Consider the following 20,558-nt stretch of genomic DNA (forward strand, 5'->3'; position numbering starts at 1 on the left):
TGTTGATTATTAGTTATTTGAATGATTTTTGAACTTTTGTAAGTGTATCAAAAGAGAACAGCAACCGTGCATTTTTGATCGGTAATTTTACAGATTATAATTAGCGTAAGTGTAATAGGGTAGCGCCCTGATGCTCCAAACTTTTTGCCACGAATCACTCACTTCGCAAACTCTTTACCGGATTTGCCAGTGCGGCTTTAATGGTTTGATAGCTTATTGTAAGTAAGGTGATCAGGACGGCGCCTATACCTGTAAGTACAAATACCCACCAGGTTATCTGTATACGATATTGATAACCTTGCAACCATTTCGACATAAAATACCAGGCCATTGGTGTTGCTATGATGATAGAAATAATTACCAGCGCCACAAAATCCTTTGACAATAACCGCCATAGCGTGAATGCAGTAGCACCTAATACTTTGCGCAGGCCAATTTCTTTAGTGCGTTGTTCGGCCATGAACATTGCCATGCCGAAGAGCCCGAGGCAGCTTATGAAAATGGCAAGGCAAGAGAAGAATTTTGTCAGCTTGCCGATATGCTCTTCGGTTGTAAATTTTTTAGCATAGTCTTCATCGGCAAAGCTGTAGGTAAAAGGAACGGAAGGGACGATTTTTTTGAAAACGCCGGCTATTTGGGGCAATGCCTTACTAACGCTTGCCTGCGGACTTATCCTGATAAAAATCCAGTTGGGGTTACCTCCCAGGCGGAAAACAACAGGCCTTATCGCATCGTAAGGCGATTCCATCACCATGTTTTTTATTACACCGATAATTTTATAATCCTTATCAACATTGTTCCATTTGCTTTTCCAATGGATGGTTTCGCCTACCGGGTTTTTGAAGCCCATATACTTTGCGGCAGCCTCATTGATCACGAAACCGGACGAATCCGCCACAGACCCGGCGTAAAAGTTGCGGCCATCTTTAAATTGCCAGCCAATTGTTTTTCCGTATTCTGCTGTAACAGTTAGCGTCCCAAATTTTTCTTCTACACCGGGGGCCTTACCTTGCCAGTTAAAGCCGCCGTTATTTGATGAAATCCCTGTAACCGGGCTTTCTGATTCAGCTACTTCGGTCACCAAACCTGTATTTTTTAACTCGTTGCGGAGAACGTCCTGTTTCCCCTGATAGTCAATCGACTGCATAGGTACTATAACAAGGCCATCGCGCGTGTAGCCAACAGGGCGGTCTTTGCTAAAGATCAACTGGTTATATATAATGATGGTACAAATGATTAATACGATCGAGATCGTGAATTGCATCACTACTAATACTTTGCGCGGAAGAGAAGCCATACGGCCTGCACGAAATGCCCCTTTTAAAACTTTTACGGGCTGGAAGGAAGACAGGTATAAAGCCGGATAAATTCCGGCAAGCAAACCCGTAAATACGATAAAACTGAAACAAAAAAGCCAAAACCAAATATTGGTATAGGGCAGCGCGATTTGCTTTGCCGACAAATCATTTAACGTTGGCAAAGCAAGTACGAGAAACAACAGCGCTATCATAAATGCCAACAGCGCTACCAGTATGGATTCACTAAAAAACTGGCTGACCAGTTGTACCCTGGCCGATCCTATGGCTTTGCGTATGCCTACCTCAGTTGCTCTTTTTTCGGAACGTGCGGTACTGAAATTCATAAAATTGATACATGCCAATAACAACACGAAACCACCGATAATGCCAACTATCCACACAAACCGGATAGGCCCTCTATCGGCAACACCATCCTTAAAGGTTGAATAGAGGTGCCAGTTCTTCATCGGATTTAGCAGTATTTCGGGGTTTGCCACAACCTCGTCCCGCATATTGTCCAGATGCCTGATCACATTAAGCTCAGCATCTTTAACAGCGGCTGATACTTTATTTAAATCGGCGCCTGGCCAGATCTCGCCATAGATCAAAAAACGATGATCATCCCAGGCCATTGTGCTTAGACGCGTATCTTTAGCCGCATACAGTTCCCAGGGCATAAAAAATTGAACATCGTGAAATTGAACGTTTTGCGGAAGGTCTTCATATATCCCCGTTACTTTCACATCTGTGGTTGAATGTACATCCCAGGTGTCGCTCACTTTCACCGTTTTATCCATAGGGTTGGTATTACCGAAAAGCTTTTTTGCCGCAGATGCCGAAAGTAGTACCGAACGCGGATCATTTAATGCCGACCAAGAGCCACGGAGCATTTTCAATGTTAGCATTTCCGGCGCAGCGGCTTCAACGTATTGCCCCGTCTGCGCTATTTTATTTTCACCTTGTGACAGGTAGTATTCACGGGTTTCAGTTGCCGTTACTATGTGCTTAAAATCATTGTGGTAATTTGTTTTGAGTTCATTAACCAGCCGGTAAGGCATATGGTCTGTTACAGCGATATTGCCGAGAAATTTTTCCCGCTGCATTACTGCTACAATGCGGTCATAGTTTTGATGATATTTATTGAATGATAGTTCGTCCCATATCCATAAGCCAATCATCATAGATACTGCCATACCCACAGCAAGGCCACCGATGTTAATGAAAGACGACGCTCTGTTCCTGGTGAGATTACGCCAGGCGATTTTGAAATTGTTCTTGAACATAATCTTAGGTTTTGTTAAATGACGCGGGCCGTGCGGGGTAGTTGCATGTGCTAAAAAAAACTTTTTCATCTTAAACAGAGGGGTTTAAGAATACGGGGGAGGATTTTTCGGAGCCGAATCAATTGCTGCCATAGCGTCGCGAGAATGTATGATAAGCTGTGAATAATGACAGCGGTTAATTTTTAAAAAAATATTTCACATTCGGGTAGTCCTATGCTTTGAGTTGTGTGTTCTATACACAAATGCCCCTCCCGGGGAATTTGTATATAAACCAAAAACATGAATAACGATAGGCTCAGGAGTTTACTTGAACAGTATTTTAACGACGCTATAAACGATGCCGACCGTGAAGAGTTGTTCAGTTATCTGAACAATAATCCGGATGATGTATCGGGCGTTGTTGACGAAGAAATGCTGAACCTTGAGGGTGCTCCAGGGTTTGATAATGCCCGTGCGCAAAAAGTGTTAGCCGATATCAAGGCCGATCCCCGCTTTAAAGATGATGCCATTATTCCCGTACCTGTTATCGGGAAAAGTAATGTAGTGAAGCTATACGCCGGCTGGGTTAAAATAGCTGCCGCAGTTTTAATTTTTGCGTCTGTTGGGTTTTACTTTGTTCGCCGCCAAAAAATGGGAGCGGTTAAAAATGAAATAGCAGCCAATAACACGGCCAAAATTGTTCCCGGAAGCAACAAAGCCATCCTAACGCTGGCAACAGGTAAAAGTATAGTATTGGATAGCGCGGCTAATGGCGCATTGGCCAGCAATGGAAAATGCAAAGTGAATAAAGTTGGTGACGGTAAGTTGGTTTATGATGTGCTGCCAAATGCCACCCATGCAGGTGTTAACGCCGTATTGTATAATACCTTAACCATACCGCCGGGCGGCCAGTACCAGGTGGTACTACCTGATGGTACGCAGGTTTGGTTAAACTCATCATCGTCGTTAAGCTATCCAACCGAATTTACCGGCAACAGTCGTACTGTAAAACTTACCGGTGAAGCTTACTTTGAAGTAGCAAAAAATAAAGACAAGCCTTTTTATGTAGAGATGAACAATGTGCAAGTGAAAGTATTGGGTACACATTTCAATATCTCGGCCTATGCTGATGATAATGATCTGACCACCACTTTGCTTGAAGGTTCTGTGCAGATCAGCAAAAATGGTAGCCTGGCCTTATTAAAACCGGGGCAGCAGGCAGTGATAGGCGGTAACGCAAATACCATAGCGGTTTCAAAGGCGCATATAAACGAAGCGATGGCCTGGAAAAACGGCTATTTCATGTTTAATGATGATAATATAGTGGATATCATGAAAAAGGTATCCCGCTGGTATGATGCAGATATTGAATACCAGGGCAACTTTGCTAACCAACGTTTTGGTGGTACGTTTACCCGCTCAAAAAGCATAACAGATCTGCTGAAAAACCTTGAACAGATAAGTAATGTGCATTTTAAAATTACAGGAAGGAGGATCACCGTTATGCAATAGATCTACACTCTTCAATATCCCCAACCAATTATCTATCAGCATAAAAAATAAAGCCAGGAGCGTTTCGGACCGCCCCTGACCTAAGCCGTTTTATGGCAATGCCAGATAGTAAAACTAATTGCAGCGATTACAACCACTTATTAATAAACTGACATTCAAATGTATAAAAATTTTACTGCATTTACTTGCGGCAAACATCGTGGGCGCCTATATAAACCTGTGCTTATTATGAAACTGACACTCATTTTGCTAACAGTTACCTTCTTACAGGTGTCTGCCGCAACTTATGCACAGAAAGTTACTTTAAAGGTTAAACAAACAACTTTAAAAGAAGTTTTTGAAGAGATCAGAAATCAAACCAATTATGATTTTCTGTACAATTCTGAAGACATTAAGTTGGCCAAACCGGTAACTGTTGATCTTACCAACGCTACTATAAACCAGGTTATGGACCTGTGTTTAAGCAATCAGTCGTTAACTTATACCATCGACAACAAAACCATTCTTATCCGCAGAAAAACAGCGGCAGAAAGTAATGCGCCTAAAAAGATCAATGGTAAAGTTGTGGACAGTAAAGGATTACCCTTACCTGGTGTAACTGTAAAACAGAAAGGTTCGACGGCTGCCGCCATAACCGATATTAATGGTAATTATTCCATTAACGTTACCGAGCCAAACGCCACTCTGGTATTCTCTTTCGTTGGTTTCAGAACTAAGGAAGTTGCCCTTAACGGCCGATCTGAAATAAGTGTAATACTTGAAGATGCACCGCAAGACCTTACCGAGGTTGTGGTTGTGGCCTATGGCGTACAAAGAAAAGAAACCGTAACCGGCGCTATTACATCAATTGGCACCAAAGACCTGGTGCAGTCGCCGGTTGCTAACCTGAGTAATGCGCTGGCCGGTCGCTTATCAGGCTTAACGGTAACTCAAACCAGCGGTAAACCGGGTGCAGACGGCGCTACATTATATGTACGTGGTGTGGGTACTTACACTGGTCAAACAGCACCGCTGATCATGGTTGACGGCATTGCCCGCGACAGCTATAATGATATCGACCCTAACGAGGTGGAATCTATCAGTATCCTGAAAGACGCTTCGGCAACAGCAGTATATGGTGTGCGTGGTGCAAATGGTGTTATCCTTATTACTACCAAACGAGGTAAAGAAGGTGCACCAAAAGTGAGTGCAACATTCCAGACAGCGATTTCGCAGTTTTCGAGCATGCCCAACTTTGTTAACTCGTACCAGTATGCTACGCTGTTAAATGAGCAGAGTTATGAAAACTACTGGGTCCAGCATTCAAGGGATGCCGATGTGAAAACCTGGAACGACTTCGCTACCAAACGTGATGCTAACTGGATCAAAGACGCGACGATATACTACTCGCCCGAAGACCTGAAGTATTATCAAAACGCGCATACGCCAACTATTAACGGGCAGGCAAACCCTTATTATGATCCGTATGGTCACCCTGATCAGGACTGGAAAAAACAGATCTTCAATAAGTTTGCTCCTCAAACACAGGTAAACGCCAACATTACCGGCGGTACTAAGGCAACCAAATACTTTGTTTCCTTGGGCTATTTGGCACAAGGCGGTTTGTTCAACACCGATTATATGCCTTTTTCTGACGAGATGCAGTTTAAAAAGAAACGTTATAACCTGCGCTCAAACCTCGATTTTGATGTAAACAGCGATTTCAGGGTGTCTGTAGATGTATCAACTCAATACGTAACCATCACCGGTATGGATAACGATGGCTACACCTGGGAAAAACGTATTTTATGGTCATCGCCGCTTGGTTCTCCCGGTATTATAAACGGCAAGTTTGTAGTGCCTTTCTCTAATCAAAACGATCAGCTTAACCCGCTGTACGCTATCGCCAACAGCAACAACTACAATATTACAACCAATAGTACCTTAAACTCGGCCATCAAATTAACCTATAAATTAGATGATATTACCCCTGGTTTATCGGTAAACGCCCGTGGTGCTTATGATAGTTATTTCCAGAGCCGTACTGGTGGTAAATACACACCGTTATTGTACGGTTTGCGTCCAAATCCTAACGGCAATAAGCTCGATCCTATCCTGGTACAGCTAACCAATGACGTTGCGCCAGCCCGCTGGACAGATTTTTACACCGATAAATGGCGTAAGGTATATGGTGAGTTCTCTATCAACTATAACCGTGTATTTGCTAAAAAACACACGGTAACCGCGTTGATCCTTGCCAATGCCGAGAAAAAATACGATCCGAATTTGCTGTATGACCTTCCGCACGCTTACGAAGGTGTATCGGGTAGGGTAACTTATAATTATGCAGACCGTTACCTGGCCGAGTATAACATGGGTTATAACGGTTCGGAAAACTTCCCTGAAGGTAAAAGGTTCGGTTTCCTGCCTGCATATTCATTAGGATGGATTGCAAGTAATGAGTCGTTTTTTCCTAAAACCGATTATATAACTTATTTAAAAATCCGCGGATCATTAGGTAAAGTAGGTAATGACGGGATCAATATTCCCGGTACAAACACGTCAGCCCGTTACCTTTACCTGCCTGATACCTGGCAATATGTAAATGGTTACAACGCTGGCGGTGGTTATACATTTGGTACGCTTAATGATCGTAACAGGATCCAGGGGGCTCAGGAAAACGTATTGGGTAACCCTAATGTTACCTGGGAAACAGCAACCAAATCAAACATCGGTTTGGAAACTCACCTGTTTAATGATCGTCTTTCGCTTATTTATGATCACTATAACGAGCATCGTAAAAACATCCTTTCATACAAAGGCAGTGTACCAGGCATAGTGCAGGCAACCCTGCCTCCGTACAACCTGGGCGAAGTAAAGAACTGGGGCGATGAGATTGAACTGAGCTATACCAGTGCTCCTGGTAAATTTACCTGGTGGATAAAAGGTAATGCCTCAACAAACCACAACAAGATCCTGTTTAAAGATGAAGCGATTGCGCCGGGCTTAGAGTACCAGGCAGCTACCGGTCGTCCTATCAACCAGGGCTCATACCTGCAGGCCGATGGGCTTTATACTTCATGGTCGCAGTTATACAAAATTGATGGTAACGGCAACCCGATACTTTCACAGCCTGTTTTGGCGGTTGGCGCCGATGGCAAACCATACAACAACGCGGCGGGTAACCCGGTTTATCAGAAAGATTTGGGTTATGCCGGTGCGCCTTTACAACCGGGTGAGGTTAGGCTTAAAGACGTTAATGGCGATGGTGTCATCAATGAAAAAGACTATGTACGCTCTGGTAAAACCGACTTGCCTACATTGAGCTACGGTGTATCATTTGGCTTTAGCTTTCATGGTTTTGATTTTTCGGCCTTGTTCCAGGGGCAATCAGGGGTGGCTAAATATGCCATGCAGGAGTTGCACTTTAACAAGCAGCAATCATTGTTTGATGTGGATTTGAACAGGTACACCCAGGATCGTTATGACCATGGCGACCGTATTGATTTCCCTATTGCTGCATATAATCAGGATGCAGCTTACAATACCTTCTTTTTAAAAAGCACCGCTTTTGTACGATTGAAAAACGCGGAAATAGGCTATACGCTTAAACCCGAGCTTTTGAAAAAGATAGGCGTTCGCTCGGCCCGTTTTTATATCAACGGATATAACCTGTATACATGGTCGCCAAACAAGATCTGGGGCGATCCTGAAAACTTAGGTTACATCGGTTATCCGCTTACCCGCACCTATAACGTAGGCGTTAATGTTAATTTTTAATCATAAAATATAGCAATGATGAAAAGAACAAATATTATTTTACTGCTTGTGGCTTGTTTCATAGGTGGTATGCTTTCAACAAGCTGTAAAAAAACTTTTCTTGAAAAGCCTAAAGGCGGTGCGGTAACAGTTGATACCATTTTTGATACCCGCAACCAGGCGCAGTACGCGGTAGCCCAAATGTATATGTTATGTGTGAGGGGATACTTTCCTGAAACTTATGACGGCTGCCGTCCCGAAGCAGTTACCGATCAGCTTTATATCATTCACCCGGCTTATGACTGGGCCTCAAATACCATTAACACTGGTTCATACATTACCGGTAACATGAGTGCCGATAATAACTGCGATTATGGTTTTGGCCAGGATAACGGGGCCGGTTTTTACTGGCACTATAAAGGCATCAGGCAAGCTAACCTGGTATTGAAAAATATCGATAAAGTAGCAGACGCTGATAACGCCTGGAAAACCGATGTTAAAGGACAAGCATTGTTTTGCCGTGCTATGCAGCATTATGAATTGTTCAGGTATTATGGAGGTGTGCCTATTGTAAACAAACCACTTGATGGTACCCTGAAAATTGCAATCCCGCGCAGTTCGGTACAATCAGTTGTTGATAGTGTGGTTAAATGGTGCGACCAGGCCGCGTCAATGTTGCCTGCAACCCGTCCTTCTGCCGATTTTGGTCGCGTTACCAAGCTGGCAGCTATGGCTTTAAAAGCAAGGATCTTACTGTATGCAGCAAGCCCGCTTTATAATACCCCTGGCAATATGAAAGGCGATGTATCTGGCGCAAGGTTTAATGACACCCGCGATACGGTGTTAGCTTATGCCAGCTATGATAAAGAGCGCTGGAACAAAGCTGCCAAAGCTGCTAAAGATGTGATTGATAATGCCGCTGCTGGTGGTGTTTCCCTGTTAAATACAGGACATCCGCTAACAACCGGTGAAACATACGCCACGTTGGGTGACTATGAGTCGGTATGGAATGTGTTTGCCAACCAGGAGCTAATCTTGGTTAATACTTCAAACCAGGTTCCGAGTTCTGCTGGCTGGGCTGATGGTTCTGCATGGGGCCAGTACCTTTCATCAAAATTACGTTTGGCGCAGTGGGGTGTTAAAAACAATGTACCTATCGAGTTTATACAGCAGTATGAAAAAATTGATGGCACCAAATGGACAATGCCTGCAAGCGGCACCGATTTACCGGTTGATGCAGCAGCATGGAACCTTGACCCGCGTTTTTATCAAACCATTGCTTATGATGGTAAATACTACAGCAGCCAGCGCGGTATTCTTGCTTACTACAAAAAAGGCGATTACAGTACCGATGGTAACCTGGCCAGCAGTGATGCCGGTGTAGATGGTTACGCTACTGAAACCTACAAATTTGTTGCAAGGGTTGATAACATGACCGATAACCATTTTGCGTGGCCGGTTTTCCGCCTTGCCGAGTTTTACCTTGGTTATGCCGAAGCGCTTAACGAATACCAGGGCCCAAGTGCCGAAGCTGCAAATTATCTGAACAAGATCAGGCAACGTGCCGGGATGCCTGATAAAAACCCGGCCACTATTGATGCGTTCAGGGACGCGGTTCAGAATGAGGAAACCATTGAGTTTGCTTATGAGGGACACCGCTATAATGACCTGAACCGCTGGTTAAAAGCCAAAACTGTATTGAATACGGTGTTGCACGGTATTCAAACCACTGCCAGGAACGTTGGCGGACAGTTAAAACGTACATGGACAACAGTTCCATTTGTTACAAGGGTGTTCCCTGCCAAATACTACTATGTACCATTCCCAAGTACCGAGATCAGTTTGAGGTATTTAGGTAACAGTAGTTGGGACGGACAAAATCCAGGTTGGTAATAGGCTTTTACACATTAACAATTAGTGAAAAACAATGAAAAAAGATTATAAAAACTTTTTGGCCTGGATGCTTGCGTTCTGCAGTTTTTCGGCGGCAAACGCCCAAACTGCAGGTACGGCACCGGCCGACACTATAAAAAAGGCAAGCTCCTATAAAGACTTTGTTGACGGCGGCTTGAGAATAGATAAAGCATGGCGTAATACAGGGGCGGTTTTCACGCTTTCGGGCGAAGACTTAACCCGCATGACCTCGGGAAACCTGCTTAATACATTACAGGGCCGCATTCCGGGTTTAACCGTAGTTACCGGATCGGGCGAGCCAGGTTATGATAACCCAACCTTTTATATGAGAGGGGTGAGCAGCTGGAACCTTCAGGGTAACCAGGTGTTGATTTACCTTGATGGTTTCCAGGTTGATATGGGTGCAATCAGCGGTCTGTCGGCTTATGAAATTGAATCGGTTACCTTACTTAAAGATGCTGCTGCATTGGCAGTTTACGGACTTGAAGGTGGTTCGGGCGTATTAAGTATCCGCACCAAAAAAGGTGCTGTTTTAAACAAAACACAGGTATTTGTAAATGGTAAATATGGCATTCTGAGCCCTATCGACCTGCCAAAGGTGATGGATGCTTACGGTTATACCACAAACTATAACAATGCGCTAACCAACGATGGTTTGCCAATTAAATATGCTAATCCGGAGTTATACAAGGCCGCTAATGATCCTTTTCACCCGAATGTGAACTGGTATGATCAGCTGCTTAAAAAAACTTCGGCTATCCAGGATTATAACTTTGGTTTCCGTGGTGGCAATAACACAGCCAAGTTTTTTGTACTGATGAACTATACCAATTTTGAAGGTTTATACAAAAACGCCGACATCATTGATAAGGATTTTGGTACTAATGCAAAATACACCAAGTTAAACCTCAGGGCAAATATTGAGTTACAACTGAATAAAAACCTGGTGGTAACAGCCAATATCAGCGGTATTACCGAAGATAGAAATACGCCTTCAGGCTTTACCGCAGATCAGCTGTTTAACAATATTATGGCTATCCCGGCAGCTGCTTTCCCGGTTAAAAACCCTAACGGCACCTGGGGTAACAGCTCGGTATATAAATTTAACCCTATACAGCTTTTACAGCAAAACGGCGTTTATCAGTCACATACCCGTAACCTGCAAACCAATTTCAGCTTTGTGCAAAAACTGGATAAGTTAACCAAAGGTCTCGACCTTAAAGGTGAAGTATCTTTTGCCAACCAGTATGTAGGTATCTACCAAAAACAATTCTCGGTAAACTCGTACGAAATTACCGGTCAGGATGCACAGGGTAATGCTATTTATGGCTCAACCCCGGTAACACCTATCAGTCAATCGAGCAGTGATGGCGGGGGGGCACACTGGAACCGTACAACTGTTAGGATGGGTTTTGATTATGACCGTACTTTCGGCAAATCAACCTTTACGGGTATGATCCAGGCACGCAGGCAGGGCTATACGCATGACGGCATCGTGTACCAGGTGCGTACACAAGGTATTGCCGGTAATGTAACTTACGATTACGATAAAAAATACATCGTTGATCTTTCAGGTTCATACAGCGGATCTGCTGATTTTGGCCCCGGTCATCGTTATGGCTGGTTCCCGGCTGTTGGTTTAGGCTGGATTGCTTCAAAAGAAGATTTCCTGAAGGATAACTCAACCATTAACTTCCTGAAGGTACGTGCTTCATATGGTACTGTGGGTAACATCAATGAGGCTTACCGCTTTTTATACCAGCAATTTGCAGTTGGCGCACCAGGTTGGATCACAGGTACAGGTAACACCGGGCACGGAGGCTTGACCGAAGGCCCTTTTGCCAATCTTGATTTTGCCTGGGAGAAAAAAACAACCTTTAACGTTGGTTTAGATTTCACCTTATGGAAAAACCTTTCGGGTACATTAGATGTGTTTACCGAAAAACGTACCGGCATCCTTGAAGTTCCGACAGCAAGTGTACCTGATTATACCGGCTTTAACTTGCAATATGCTAACACCGGCGAAGTACACAACAAAGGTTTGGAAGCATCATTGAAGTATGAGCAAAATGATAACAAATTCAAATATTATGTAGGCGGTTCATTTGCTTATGCCCGCAACAAAATAGTTAAGCGTTCGGAAAATCCGCAGCCGTATAGCTACCTGTATACCCAAGGCTATCCTATTGGCCAAATGAAGGGACTGGTATATACAGGTTTTTACCAGCAGTCGGATTTTGATGCTAACGGTAACCTTAAACCGGGTATTGCAGCATCATCATATACCAATGTTAAGCCAGGCGACCTGAAATTTAAAGACCAGGATGGTAACGGTATCATCAATGATTATGACAAGGTGCCAATGAAGTATTCAGTACTCCCTGAAATTACTTTAGGTTTTAACCTTGGCTTCAAATACGCGGGTTTTGATTTTGACGCGTATCTGCAGGGCGTATTGCACCGTACTGTGAGCTTGTTAAATTCTGCTTATACCTATACCCATCCTTTTGTATTCAATAATAACATCTCTGAGTTTTCGGCAAATAGCTGGACGCCTCAAAACGCCGCAACTGCTACCTCGCCGCGGTTATCAACGCTTGCAAATCCTAATAACGACCAACAATCTGATTTCTGGATGCGCAACGGCAACTTCCTGAAACTGCGCAGTGTTGAATTAGGTTATACGCTACCTCAGCGCGGATTTTTAAGGAAGCTGGATGCTGTAAGGGTTTTCGTGAATGGTACCAACCTGTTTACATGGGATAAAATAGAAAGCCTTGAAGCCGAGCGCCTTTCAATGGGCTATCCTTTGGTAAAAGCAGTAACATTTGGTATGAAAGTGAAATTGTAGTATTAAAATTTGATTGCAAGGAAATGAAAAGAAATCGATATACAATAACAATGCTGGCCCTGGGTACCCTGCTTTATTCATCATGTAAGCACGATTACCTGGAGGTGCAAACCATTAAGGCCGACATTACCACCGATAAGTTGTACTCAAACTATACCTATGTGCAGCAACAGATGTGGAACACATACAGTTACCTGCCCGATGGCATAAGTAATCTTAACCTTGAAGGGGCTACTGATGAAGCGGAAGCTACCAACTCGGTTGATCCTGTACAGGTATTTAACTACGGTACCTGGAACCAGTACACCAACCCCGACAATGTTTGGGCAACTAATTTTGATGGCATCCGCCAGGCAAATCTTTATCTTAAAAATAAGGACAAGGTTGATATCAACTACATCAAGGATAAAATTACATCTACAGATTCAACCACTTATTATAACGCCCGCAATAACGTTAAGTTTATGGAAGGCGAGGCCCTGTTTTTAAAGGCCTACTTTTACTTTGAGCTGGTAAAACGCTATGGTGGTGTCCCTATTTTTGAGCAGCCGCTTGATTATAATGATCCAAACTCATGGAAAAACGTACAGCGTAATTCGGTTGATGAATGTATCAAATACATTGCCTCATTGTGTGATAAGGCTGCCGCTATTATCCCGGCTAACCTTTCGCCGTATTCATGGTATGAGTCTGGCCGGGTAACCAACGGGGCTATCAAAACCCTGAAGGCTAAAGCCCTGCTTTACGGTGCAAGTCCGCTGTTTACGGCAAATGGTTCAACTACTACCTGGGCTCAGGCTGCGTCAGCGGCACATGATGTAATTGCAATGGGCAGTTATTCGCTTGATGCTAATTACTCCAACCTTTTTGGCGCCAATAATACTTCATCGGGTGAGGCTATCTTTTTCCGCAGGTATGGCGCCATGAATCTGATCGAATACAATAACTTCCCTATTGTATTTCAAAACAGTAATGGTAACAGCATTACACCGGCCGAAAACCTGGTTAGCGATTACGAAGTGCTGGTAAAATCAGGAAGTACCATTACAGGTTCGGTTCCGTTTGACTGGACTAATCCGGCCCATGCTGCTGCTCCTTATACTAACCGCGACCCGCGTTTTGCAGCAACTATCGTGTACAATGGTGGGACCTTTAAAGGAACTGCTATCCAAACCTATTTTGGCGGTAACAGTGGTTTACCTAAGCAAAATGCAACTAAAACAGGTTATTACCTGTCAAAATGGGTTAACCAATCTGTCGATCTCATCAACAATACAACTACCAATCATGCCTGGATGTATTTCAGATATGCCGATGTTTTGTTAAGCTATGCCGAGGCCATGTTTAATGCTTACGGTCCAAGTGCCGATCCGCAGGGGTATGGCATGACAGCGCTCCAGGCTATTAACAGGGTAAGGCAGCGTGTGCAGATGCCTGCACTTACAGTGGCCCAGCTAAATCAGCAGGCTATTGAGCATGAGCGTAACGTTGAGTTAAGCTTTGAAAACAACCGCTTATGGGACGTGCGCAGGTGGAAAAAAGGTGTAAGCTATTTCAGCAAGCCGGTTAACCGTATTGACATAACCAGTGCTGGTGTTTACAGCGTGAAAAAATTGGAAGACAGGGTATTTACCGCTAAAATGGAGTGGTATCCTATACCGCAGTCAGAGATTTCAAAAACAGGCTGGACACAAAATCCGGGCTGGTAGATACAAGCAGCCCCATCGTCTTTAAACCAGGGCGATGGGCTGTTGAATGATTTAAATTAATAATGTAAAAAATATTTTCATGAAAATTAATGCATCATTAGTAAAGCTTTCGGCGGCGTGCCTGTTGCTGGGAGTTGCAGGTTGTAAACAGGAGCACCTGAACGGTGTAAAGTCGGACCCTGCCGTAAAAGTATACCTGCCTGATTCTGAAAAACCTGATGGTTTGGTTGATGTAATGGCCGGAAGTTCACTTAAGGTTGATAGTACAACAAATACAGTTAATTTTTCCATTCCGGTTTACCGGGGCGGCGAATCAAACTTTGAAACCCTTACAGTTGATGTAAGTACCGATAATGCGGCCATAGCAGGACTTGTCACAGCGGGTAAATTACCCGCAAATACGGTTGTCCTTGATCCGGCCGATTTTACATTGGTCGCAAAGGATACTGTGAAGCTGGATAATAACATTATGAAAGGGAGTATCACCCCTAAAATAAAAATTGCCAGCCTCAGCAAGTATGATGGTAAAGTAGCAGCCCTGGGTATAAAAATCGCAAACTCATCAAAGCAGGAAGTTAATACCGATATGAATAAGGCTGTCATTTATTTTACCGTTGCAGACCTGATAGATGCTATTACTCCTAAAACCAATGTGATAGATAATACCAAATGGCAAATTTATCACCGTACGGATGGAGTAACATTTAAAGTAAATGCCGATGGCAGTGTACTGGCAACAGGTGGTAACTGGGGGCAGCAAGGTATAGTTCAGGCTGTTGAAGTAAGGGCTAACAAAAAGTATAAAATTGATATGACTGTAGCAGGCTCAGGCGCATCCGATTGCTGGTTTGAGGTTTATGTAGGTCAGGCAGTACCTTCTGAAGCGAGTGATTACGCAGACGGAGGTACCCGTATCGCGCTGAACACCTGGAACGGCTGCGGCAAATCGCCTTTCAACGGTTTATTGTCGGCAATATCGTGTGCGGGTAGTGGTAACGTTGTATCGTTTCCTAAAAGCGGTACTGCTTATGTGCTTATCCGTTCGGGCGGCTCGAGCCTGGGTACAACAGGTATCAAGGTCACCAATATTGATTTCAGAAGAGTGAATTAATAAATCTGCAAGAAATAGCCAACCGATTCTCAATAATAAATTGAGATTTAGTTGATTAGTATAAGTTTATACTATGAAGCGCTCCGGGGTGAGATCCGGGGCGCTTTTTTTACGGAAAATGTCGTCTCTATCAGAAGGGAGCTTTTGTGCCCTCAGAGTGTCTCGCACTATCATTTAAATTTCTATTTTAGTTGCTCTAAACACAAGCATGAAACACTTATATATCGCCATAGCATTAATCTTAATTGCAACTTTTGCAAAGGCTCAGGTAAAACACGTTGACAGCTGGACCGACGGCAAGTACGTTACTGTAAATGGGGCGAAGCTATGGGTGGTAACAGTTGGGGAGGGCGATCCGATTGTTTTTATTGCAGGTGGTCCGGGTGGTACCCATTTGGGGCTGCGTAGTTTTGATTCGCTGGCCAATAATCATCACCAGTTAATTTATTTCGACGCGTTGGGCCGTGGTAAATCTGATTCGGTTAAGAATGTTACAGAATATAGCCTTGCGCGTGACATTGATGATATAGAAGGCTTGCGTGTAGCTTTAAAATTGGATAAAATCACCGTATTGGGTCATTCGTATGGTGGGGTGGTAGCACAGGGCTATGCGATTAAATACCCTGCACATTTGAGCCACCTTATTTTGGCCGATACCTTTCACAGTTTTGTAATGTGGCAGGAAAATGATGATAATTCCAACCATGAAATAAAAACCAACTATCCTGAAGTTTGGGAAAGGCTGATGAAGATCAGGGATGAAGGAGCTGTATCAAGCGATCGGGATCATCAGGCCATATATAGCGAAGTGCCTTACGGGTTTTTATATGCGTATAACCCCGGCAATTTTGAACCTAAGAAAGGAGTAAGTGTCCGCTATTATCCAAATCCGCACTATAGCCAGGTTTACTATCAGATGGTAGGTAAAGACGGCGATTTTATTGTAGGCAGCGATATAGGTACTTTCGATTACCGTAAACAGCTTAAAGATCTGAAAATGCCGATCCTGATTGTAACCGGCCGCTTTGACCGGGTGGCAACACCGTGGATGGCGGTTAAATACAAAGAGTACTGCCCGCAAGCGCAATTCGAGATTTTTGAAAAATCGGGCCATAACCCACAGGTTGAAGAGCCGGAAAAAGAATTCGCGGTTATCAACGAGTTTTTGGCTAAGTAAATACCGGTTTAACCTGGCTGAGCCGTTCCTCCATTACCGGTATCTACTGCAGGTTTGTCCGCAGGTGACGGCGGAGGCTCATTGCCAACCGTGGTAGAGTCGTGTTGTTCCGTTGGTTGATCTTTGGTAGGTTCGGTGGCTTTTAAACCTGCATAAGTACCGGCGCTTATCCCCATCATTAACAGAATATTGTTGTCAAAATCGGCTAACAGGTTTGATGATATTGTTCGTTGGATAAAGATCAACCCAAACAAAACATTGAACATCACATTTTGGAGGCGTTGAATGTTGATGCTGCTCCTGTCGGACAGGATATCATGAAAAAAGCCTTCGCTGTGCGCTTTGGGATCAATATCTGTTTTAGGTTTCTGATCGTTTTCGATAACCTTGCCCGCGGCCATAGTTGCGGCACTGATACCCAGGATAGCCAGTAATGAACCCGGAATATCGGGCAGAGCCCCGGTTTCGTTACAGATGTACAGATACGCGCCGGAAAAGATCACGGTCCAGTATAATAATTGTGTACGGCTGAGGCTGTAGTAAATATTGGCATCGTCTTTTAAAATATTATTCTTCAGGCCCATCGCCAGGAAGCCGGCCATAACAACAGCCATTATCCATACCCAAACCCGGTTTATTTTTTGTTTAACCTCAAGCTGGGTTTTGATCAGGCCTTTGGTGATATAGCCATGCGAATCGCCGACCGAAAAATAGACGGGGATACGGGCCTTATCGATAGATTTGCTGGCTAAAAACTGAACGGCAAGGTTTTGTACAGATTCATCGATCTTAAAATAAATGATCTTTTCATAGTCGTTACTGCTCCAGAAGGCAGTCTCTCCCACCTTAATGTCATCTACATAAAGTGTTTTAAATGAATCGATAGGCAATTTGGTTTTTATCCTGATAGCGATGATCTCGTTAAGCCTGGCCGAATCTTTTCGCCCGCTTAAATTAGTAATGCTTAAGATCGAATCGGGGAGGGTGGCAGTTTTAACGGAATCTGCTTTAATCGGGGCTGTTTTTGTACTGTCGCCTGCTCCTGTCTGGGCAGCGGCGCAAATGGGAATCATCAATATCAACGCGCTTGCTGATAGCTTAATTAGCCGTTTTTTTAACGACAGGGGAATTAGCGACAGCGACGCCATTAAGGCAAAAACTAATAATAAGGCCATGGGTTGGATGATTGTTGCCTACTCTTTGATCCCTTTTTCGGCACGCAGGTATTATTGGTAACCAAATTTAACTAATAAATGCACAAAATGAATACCCGGTGGCGGGTATTTTTATTTTAATTATCTGGTAGTTAGTGTTTTGTGGTGGCGCTTCTTCGCTTTTAGGGGCGGCGACATCTTGTAAAATCTGTGTTGTCGTATAAAATCAGCTACAAAAGGTTAATATATCATTACATCGTGCCTTTACTGTGGCGTTATTTTTAGCCGTGCAAATATCGTATTGCATATTACCGGCTAACCATTATCCCGATGAGATTTAAATTTACCTTCACCGCCATTGTTGCTGCCTGCTGTTCGTTTCCCTTTTTTTTGAATGCCCAGGTTAAACCTGCAGCTAATTTAATGAAGCTTAACGCGCAGGAGTATCTTGAATATAAGGGTGTAAACGTAATGCTTGCCCATGATTTTTACCCCGAAGGGCATCAGGGTGGCGTAGGCATTATCCAAAACGGACAGCGCGTAGCCACCAATGGGGATATCAGGCTTGAACCTACGCCAGGGCAATGGTCGCCCATACCTAAGGTGGGTAAAAGGGTGGTGAACAAAAGCACCGGCGAGGTAAGTGTACGCATGGAGTTTCCTAATCCGGATATGAACCGTCATGGCTTTAATCCTATCATTTATCCCGACCTGAATTTTGCTTATAACATCAGGGTAATTCCCGCCGGAAAAGCCTTTAAAATTATAGTGGATTTAGATAAACCCCTGCCCGATAACTGGATTGGTAAGATTGGTTTTAACCTGGAGCTGTTCCCTGGCATCCTGTTTGGAAAATCATATTATATGGATAAGCAATTCGGCATTTTCCCCCAACAAGCCAACGGGCAAACCTATACTGATCAGGAAGGGGAGACCCAGGTAATGCCGATGGCAGAGGGTAAAAAACTTACCATAGTACCCGAAACTGATCTGCAGCGCATGACCATCGAAAACCTTTCGGGCGGTAACATACAACTGCTTGATGGTAGGGCTAAGCACAATAATGGATGGTTTGTGGTAAGATCATTAGTAGCTAAAGGAGCATCAAAAAATGCTGTAGAATGGCTGGTTACCCCAAACGCCGTAGATGGTTGGCAATCGGAACCGGTTATACAAATATCTCAGGTGGGATATCACCCTGCACAACAAAAAATAGCGGTTATCGAGTTGGATAAGAATGATAAAAAGGTGCTGCCCGTATCATTATTAAGAGTAGGCGAAAACGGCGGGTTGATCCCGGCATTAAAAGCCAACCCTACCAACTGGGGCGACTTTTTAAGGTATCACTACCTGCAATTTGATTTTACAAAGATCACCAAACCGGGTATGTATGTGGTTAAATATGGCAGCTATCAAACGGAGCCGTTCCAGATCAGCACCGACGTATTTAAGAACGATGTTTGGCAGCCAACGCTTTCATACTTTTTACCTATACAGATGTGCCACATGCGTGTTAACGAAAAATATCGCGTATGGCATGGCCTATGCCATATGGACGATGCCCGGATGGCGCCAATTGATTCCAATCATTTTGATGGCTATATCCAGGGGCACAGCACGCTTAATAAATATAAACCGGGTGATAATGTGCCTTTTCTTGATCGCGGCGCCTGGCACGATGCCGGTGATTTTGATTTAAGGGTTGAATCGCAGGCCGAAACCGTGCACGGACTTACATTGGCTTACGAGGCTTTTGATGTAAAGTATGATAATACAACCATCGACCAAAAGAACCACATTGTAGAGATTCATCAACCCGATGGCAAACCGGATATGCTGCAACAGATTGAGCATGGTTTACTGGCCATAACAGGCGGCTATCAGGCTATGGGGCGTTTTTATCGTGGTGTTATTGAGCCAACCATCAGGCAGTACACAGTTTTGGGTGATGCCGCTAATATTACCGATAACAAACCTTTTGTAACCAATGCTAATAATACCGATCCCGTATTGAAGACTCCTGCAGCGGCAGATGACAGGTGGGTGTTTACAGAAGATAATCCCGGTCGCTCATTGGAAACTGCCGCCGCGCTGGCCGCTGCAAGTCGCGTAATGAAGGGGTATAACGATACACTGGCAACCCAATGCCTGCAAATAGCGCAGGAGGTTTGGAAAAACACAGCAGATCAAACCTTACGCCATCGTGTTGCTTTAGCCGTTGAGTTATTCATCACCACAAAAAATAAAACGTATGCTGATTATTTGGTTAACAATACCGAAGGGATAGCAAGCAACATTGATAACACCGGTTGGCTGGTTGGCCGTACCATGGGTTTGATCAATGATGTAAACTATCATGGCAAAATAACCGAAGCGGTCAAAAAACTATATGCAAATATTCAGCAACAAGGGGCTAAAACCCCTTATGGCGTTCCTTACGAGCCCAATATTTGGGGTGCTGGCTGGGGGATCCAGAATTTTGGCTACAAACAATACTTTTTATACAGCGGTTTTCCGTCGGTTTTCAGCGATACTTATATGCTGCACGCTATTGATTTTGTGCTGGGCTGCCATCCTGGTTCTAATACGGCATCGTTTGTATCCGGTGTTGGCGCAAGGTCAATGACTACGGCTTATGGCTTTAACCGGGCCGATCGCTCTTATATTCCCGGAGGTATTACTTCGGGCACGGCACTTATCCGCCCCGATTTTCCTGAACTGCTTAACTGGCCATATCTGTGGCAACAAGGCGAATATGTTTTAGGTGGAGGCACCACTGATTACCTGTTCCTGGTTTTAGCAGCCGATCACGTTCTAAATAAAAAGTAAGTT

The 20,558-nt window shown here is 44.0% G+C and carries 10 protein-coding genes; 8 read left to right on the forward strand and 2 right to left on the reverse strand.

Annotated features, from left to right (window positions below):
• Positions 1-154: 154 nt before the first annotated feature.
• Entirely contained in the window at positions 155-2,581 is a 2,427-nt protein-coding gene (locus EAH55_RS09030; protein ID WP_121810025.1) for an ABC transporter permease, read from the reverse strand.
• A 279-nt stretch (positions 2,582-2,860) separates the two neighbouring features.
• On the opposite strand from EAH55_RS09030, the gene EAH55_RS09035 reads away from it, so the two are divergent.
• The 7 genes from EAH55_RS09035 to EAH55_RS09065 all read left to right on the forward strand — a co-directional run bounded on the left by EAH55_RS09035 (position 2,861) and on the right by EAH55_RS09065 (position 16,572).
• The gene (locus EAH55_RS09035; protein WP_121809338.1) at positions 2,861-4,072 is read left to right on the forward strand and encodes a FecR family protein; all 1,212 of its coding nucleotides are present in this window, start codon (positions 2,861-2,863) and stop codon (positions 4,070-4,072) included.
• A gap of 228 nt (positions 4,073-4,300) precedes the next feature.
• On the forward strand, positions 4,301-7,831 hold the full coding sequence (locus EAH55_RS09040; protein ID WP_244228136.1) for a TonB-dependent receptor: 3,531 nt from the start codon (positions 4,301-4,303) through the stop codon (positions 7,829-7,831).
• 15 nt (positions 7,832-7,846) lie between these two features.
• Positions 7,847-9,703: a RagB/SusD family nutrient uptake outer membrane protein gene (locus EAH55_RS09045; protein ID WP_244228138.1), complete on the forward strand. Its 1,857-nt coding sequence runs from the start codon at positions 7,847-7,849 to the stop codon at positions 9,701-9,703.
• Between the two features lie 34 nt (positions 9,704-9,737).
• Entirely contained in the window at positions 9,738-12,575 is a 2,838-nt protein-coding gene (locus EAH55_RS09050) for a SusC/RagA family TonB-linked outer membrane protein (RefSeq protein WP_121809341.1), read from the forward strand.
• 23 nt (positions 12,576-12,598) lie between these two features.
• Positions 12,599-14,284 (forward strand): RagB/SusD family nutrient uptake outer membrane protein, encoded by a 1,686-nt coding sequence (locus EAH55_RS09055; RefSeq protein WP_121809342.1) that lies wholly within the window; start codon positions 12,599-12,601, stop codon positions 14,282-14,284.
• A gap of 79 nt (positions 14,285-14,363) precedes the next feature.
• Positions 14,364-15,395, forward strand: coding sequence for a DUF1735 domain-containing protein (locus EAH55_RS09060; protein WP_121809343.1), 1,032 nt, complete (start codon positions 14,364-14,366; stop codon positions 15,393-15,395).
• 208 nt (positions 15,396-15,603) lie between these two features.
• Positions 15,604-16,572, forward strand: a complete 969-nt coding sequence (locus EAH55_RS09065; protein WP_121809344.1) for an alpha/beta fold hydrolase — start codon at positions 15,604-15,606, stop codon at positions 16,570-16,572.
• 8 nt (positions 16,573-16,580) lie between these two features.
• Here the strand turns inward: EAH55_RS09065 and EAH55_RS09070 are convergent, their stop codons facing one another.
• Positions 16,581-17,747 carry a hypothetical protein gene (locus EAH55_RS09070; RefSeq protein WP_162996795.1) on the reverse strand — a complete coding sequence of 389 codons (1,167 nt, stop codon included), beginning with the start codon at positions 17,745-17,747 and terminating at the stop codon, positions 16,581-16,583.
• Between the two features lie 309 nt (positions 17,748-18,056).
• On the opposite strand from EAH55_RS09070, the gene EAH55_RS09075 reads away from it, so the two are divergent.
• Positions 18,057-20,555 carry a glycoside hydrolase family 9 protein gene (locus EAH55_RS09075; RefSeq protein ID WP_121809346.1) on the forward strand — a complete coding sequence of 833 codons (2,499 nt, stop codon included), beginning with the start codon at positions 18,057-18,059 and terminating at the stop codon, positions 20,553-20,555.
• Positions 20,556-20,558: the final 3 nt, after the last annotated feature.

The sequence above is a fragment of the Mucilaginibacter kameinonensis genome, from assembly GCF_003675385.1.
GTDB lineage: Bacteria > Bacteroidota > Bacteroidia > Sphingobacteriales > Sphingobacteriaceae > Mucilaginibacter > Mucilaginibacter kameinonensis.